The sequence below is a fragment of the Waterburya sp. genome, assembly GCF_058530065.1.
Window position 1 is genome coordinate 1 of record NZ_JBZNBU010000305.1, and the last position, 4,229, is coordinate 4,229.

Annotated in this window: 4 protein-coding genes; 2 read left to right on the plus strand and 2 right to left on the minus strand. The window is 39.7% G+C overall.

Going from position 1 to position 4,229, the window contains the following annotated elements:
* Positions 1-143: 143 nt before the first annotated feature.
* Complete coding sequence (locus AC33VI_RS18300; protein ID WP_491783699.1) at positions 144-383, minus strand: hypothetical protein; 240 nt, start codon at positions 381-383, stop codon at positions 144-146.
* Positions 384-690: 307 nt separating this feature from the next.
* Between AC33VI_RS18300 and serA the strand changes: the two genes are divergently transcribed.
* The gene (serA, locus tag AC33VI_RS18305) at positions 691-2,280 is read left to right on the plus strand and encodes a phosphoglycerate dehydrogenase (protein ID WP_491783702.1); all 1,590 of its coding nucleotides are present in this window, start codon (positions 691-693) and stop codon (positions 2,278-2,280) included.
* 334 nt (positions 2,281-2,614) lie between these two features.
* Positions 2,615-3,550, plus strand: a complete 936-nt coding sequence (prmA, locus tag AC33VI_RS18310) for a 50S ribosomal protein L11 methyltransferase (RefSeq protein WP_491783700.1) — start codon at positions 2,615-2,617, stop codon at positions 3,548-3,550.
* A gap of 105 nt (positions 3,551-3,655) precedes the next feature.
* Here the strand turns inward: prmA and AC33VI_RS18315 are convergent, their stop codons facing one another.
* A complete protein-coding gene (locus tag AC33VI_RS18315; RefSeq protein WP_491783701.1) occupies positions 3,656-4,054 on the minus strand; it encodes a DM13 domain-containing protein in 399 nt (132 codons plus the stop codon).
* Positions 4,055-4,229: the final 175 nt, after the last annotated feature.

Consider the following 4,229-nt stretch of genomic DNA (forward strand, 5'->3'; position numbering starts at 1 on the left):
GCCTGATTCTTGGATCACCAAAAGCGTGCAAGACCCAATAAATGGGTTTGATTGCTTAAGATATTTGGTCTATTGTTGGGATGAGTTTTACTGCTCTTATGCCTAGAGTGACAGAAGAGAGATATTACTATCGATTGTTGTATCTAAAATATTTGTTGTCCCGCTCCTCGTCCTATATCTAAGTGATTATCTCCAGGAGCTCCAGGATCGGCACTATCAACAGTGAGGTTGTAAGTGCTGCCACCTTGTAGTTCGATGATGTAATTATTTTCAGGGGATTCATTGGCAATGGATATAGCATCTCGTAGGGATAATCCTGCTCCCCCATTACCACTATCATTTTCATCAACGGTAGTATTGACAGTTAAAATAATTGTTTCCATATCTCGATCGCACGCAGAATCTGATTAGATCTAGTTATTGCTTATACGATTGAAAGTTTACCTTAATTGAAGTTTAATAGTATTTCTTAATGAAGTATTGGCGATCGCTATTTTTACCAAACAAATCTAAATCCAAAATCTTTTTAACGAATATAAGATTAAAGGGAGTTTTACCTCTACAATGATCTACTGCGCTGACTTAAAATCGCTTTACGATTAGCTATAAGCTACAAGCCTTTAACTAGAACTGATTGAAGCTTATAGATAGAAAACAAGACTCAAGGGAATTAGACTACTATTCATGACTATGGCAAAAGTTCTCGTCTCCGATCCTGTCGATAGTGCTGGTATCGATATCATCTCTCAAGTAGCTGAAGTAGACGTAAAAACCAAGCTTCCCCTAGAAGAACTGATTAAAATTATCCCCGAATACGATGCTTTGATGCTGCGATCGGGTACTAAGGTTACAGCAGAAGTAATTGAAGCGGGCAAAAACCTCAAAATCATTGGACGTGCGGGAGTAGGAGTAGACAATATTGACGTAAAAGCCGCTACTCGTAATGGTATTGTCGTGGTCAACTCCCCTGAAGGCAATACTATTGCTGCTGCGGAACACGCTCTAGCAATGATGCTGTCATTATCCCGTCAGATACCCAATGCCAACCAATCAGTTAAAGCTGGTAAGTGGGAGCGAAAAAAATTCGTTGGCAACGAAGTTTATAAAAAAACATTGGGCGTAGTTGGTTTGGGTAAAATTGGCGCGCACGTAGCTAAAGTAGCGCGAGCGATGGAGATGAAATTACTCGCTTACGATCCTTTTGTGGCATCAGAAAGAGCCGAAAGATTGGGCTGTAGCCTGGTAGATTTAGATTTATTGTTCCAAGAATCAGACTATATCACCCTACACATTCCCAAAACCCCCGAAACGGCTAATTTAATTAATGCTGAAGCCCTGGCAAAAATGAAGCCCCACGTCAGAATTATTAACTGCGCTCGTGGTGGAATTATTGATGAAGCAGCTTTAGCGGAAGCCGTTAAAGCAGGAAAAATCGGCGGTGCAGCATTAGATGTTTATGCCAACGAACCTCTCGGAGAATCACCCCTAACTGAAATCGAGTCTAATTTAGTTTTGACTCCCCATTTGGGCTCATCTACTGCCGAAGCCCAAGTAAATGTAGCTATTGATGTTGCCGAGCAAATTAGAGACGTTTTATTGGGTTTACCCGCTCGCTCTGCGGTAAATATTCCTGGTTTAAATCCCGACGTAATGGAAAAACTGCGTCCTTACCTCACATTAGCTGAAACCTTGGGTACAATGGCAGGACAGCTAGCAGGAGGCAGAATCGACGAGCTAAATATTCGCTTGCAAGGAGAATTAGCTAATAATGACAGTCAACCCCTAATTGTTGCTGCTCTTAAAGGTTTACTATCTGAAGCCCTCAGAGAAAGAGTTAATTATGTTAACGCAGCGATCGAAGCTCAGGAAAGAGGTATTAGGGTAATTGAAACCAAAGATAGTTCGACTCGCGACTATTCTGGCGGTTCTTTGCACGTGGAAGCTAAAGGAGCAAATGGCAAGCATTCCGTTACTGGCGCATTGTTGAGTGAAGGAGAAATCAGAATCACCAACTTAGATGAGTTCCCCATTAATGTTCCACCCAACGACCATATGTTGTTTACTCTGCACAGAGATATGCCTGGTATTATCGGTAAAATCGGCTCTCTATTGGGTAGTTACAACGTCAACATTGCGAGTATGCAGGTAGGACGCAAAATTGTTAGAGGAGAAGCCGTAATGGTACTTAGTCTCGACGATCCTTTACCAGAAGGAATTCTACAAGAAATTACCAAAGTAGACGGTATTAGAGACGCTTATACTGTCAAACTTTCTCTGTAAAAAACTGTTTGTCTGAATACTGAAAAACTAGATAACTTTCAGAGTTGGCGAGTCATCTTGCCAACTTTGTTGTATTTGCTTGATATTAGTTAATAATTTGCTATAAATCCAAGACATTTTATTCTAAACGTAAATTATCAATCGAGATTGGGAAAACTATAATGTAGAACCAAATCAAAAAGTGGATAAAGCCAAACTCTTGACATACAGTAGTGGAAAATAAGAGGTTATCAGACTAAACTAACAAGCGATCGAGTTTAAATGGTAAGAGTCAGAAAACCACTATGGTTCAACTGAGATAGTCCCTATATAATTCGTAAATTCAAGGAAATTCATGTCTAATCGTTGGTGGGAGATCGTCGTAAAATGCGAGCCAGTTCTAGAAGAATCAGTTTTTTGGCGACTCGAAAAGTTTGGTTGTTCGGGAACAGCTACCCAAGTTAAAGTTGTCGATGACGATCTAAGCACCGAACTTCAATTCGATCTCAACGAGAAAATTGAAATTCGGACTTATATCCCTGAGATCGCCACTCAATTGTTAGATTTGGCTGCTTTATCGATGTGGCTAGAACAAGATGCAAAATTGCTAGAAGTATCTATACCAGAAGCAGAATGGCATCTAATTGATGAAGAAGATTGGGCGACTAATTGGAAGCAACATTGGCAACCCGCCGAAATTGGCGATCGCTTTTTGGTATATCCTGCTTGGGAAACTCCCCCCGAAGATTCGGACAAAATAATTTTAAAATTAGATCCTGGTGCGGCTTTTGGTACGGGAACTCATCCTACTACCCAATTATGCTTGGAATCGGTGGAAATGAGATTATACAGCGATGCCGAGACTCAAACGATCGCCGATCTTGGTTGCGGTTCGGGTATTTTGTCTCTGGGTGCGGCTTTATTGGGAGCGAAAAAAGTTTATGCCGTCGATACTGATGCTTTATCTACGAAAACCTGTCGCAGTAATTGTCAGTTGAATGAGATCGATCGCCGTCGCTTAATTGTTGCGGATGGCAGTATTGAGAAGCTGATCGAAACAGGAGAAACTTTTGATGGCATTATGTGTAATATTTTGGCTGATGTCATCATAGAATTATTTCCTCAGTTCAATCAGATTACTCACGAAAAGAGTTGGGCGGTTCTCAGTGGAATTTTAATTACTCAAGCAGATGCGATCGCCGATGTGGTAGAAAACAATGGTTGGACGGTAGCCGCACTTTGGAAGCGAAAAGATTGGTGTTGTTTTAATATCCGTCGTTCGGAATATTAAATATTAATCGATTTGAAAACGAGTTATTAATAAGTGTTTGAATTCTACTTTTTGTTTGGATTCTCCAAATCTCTAGCTACCGATCGAAATCATTAGTGGTATCTACTAATATTTTGCCTCTGCTAAATCGGCATTGAATTTATCGCACCAAAGGGTAACTTCATCATATTGAGCGGGGTTAAAATCTAACGGCCAACGATAAATTTGTTTTCCTTCATCTAAATTCAAACCAGAAAATAGGGTATCTTCGCTAAATTCATCATTTTTAGAAAAGCCTATTTTGGGATCGGGTGCACCATCAAATTTAAAATTATCTTGAAGAACTAGATAATGAGTTTCCCCTTGTTTGATTATTTGAAACTCTCCACTTACTGTATGACCACCTTGCCCGATAAAGCTACCAGTTTCGATTAATTCTCCTTCCTTTAAAATATCTTCTGCCTGTACTAATGTGGGAATCATAGCAAAAGTCAATGCCGACAATAGCCAAATTACTCGTTTCATATTTTTTTATTTATTGTAAGTTTACTTCAATTTAATTTACCGAAAATATCTTAATCAACCCTGAGAAAATCTCAAGAAAATGATTAGAGAATCCAAAAGCAGGACTAAGTAAGATCCTGTCTACTTTGTATAAGGTGCAGTGAATGGAAATAAAGTCACTGTATAAAGCGATCGC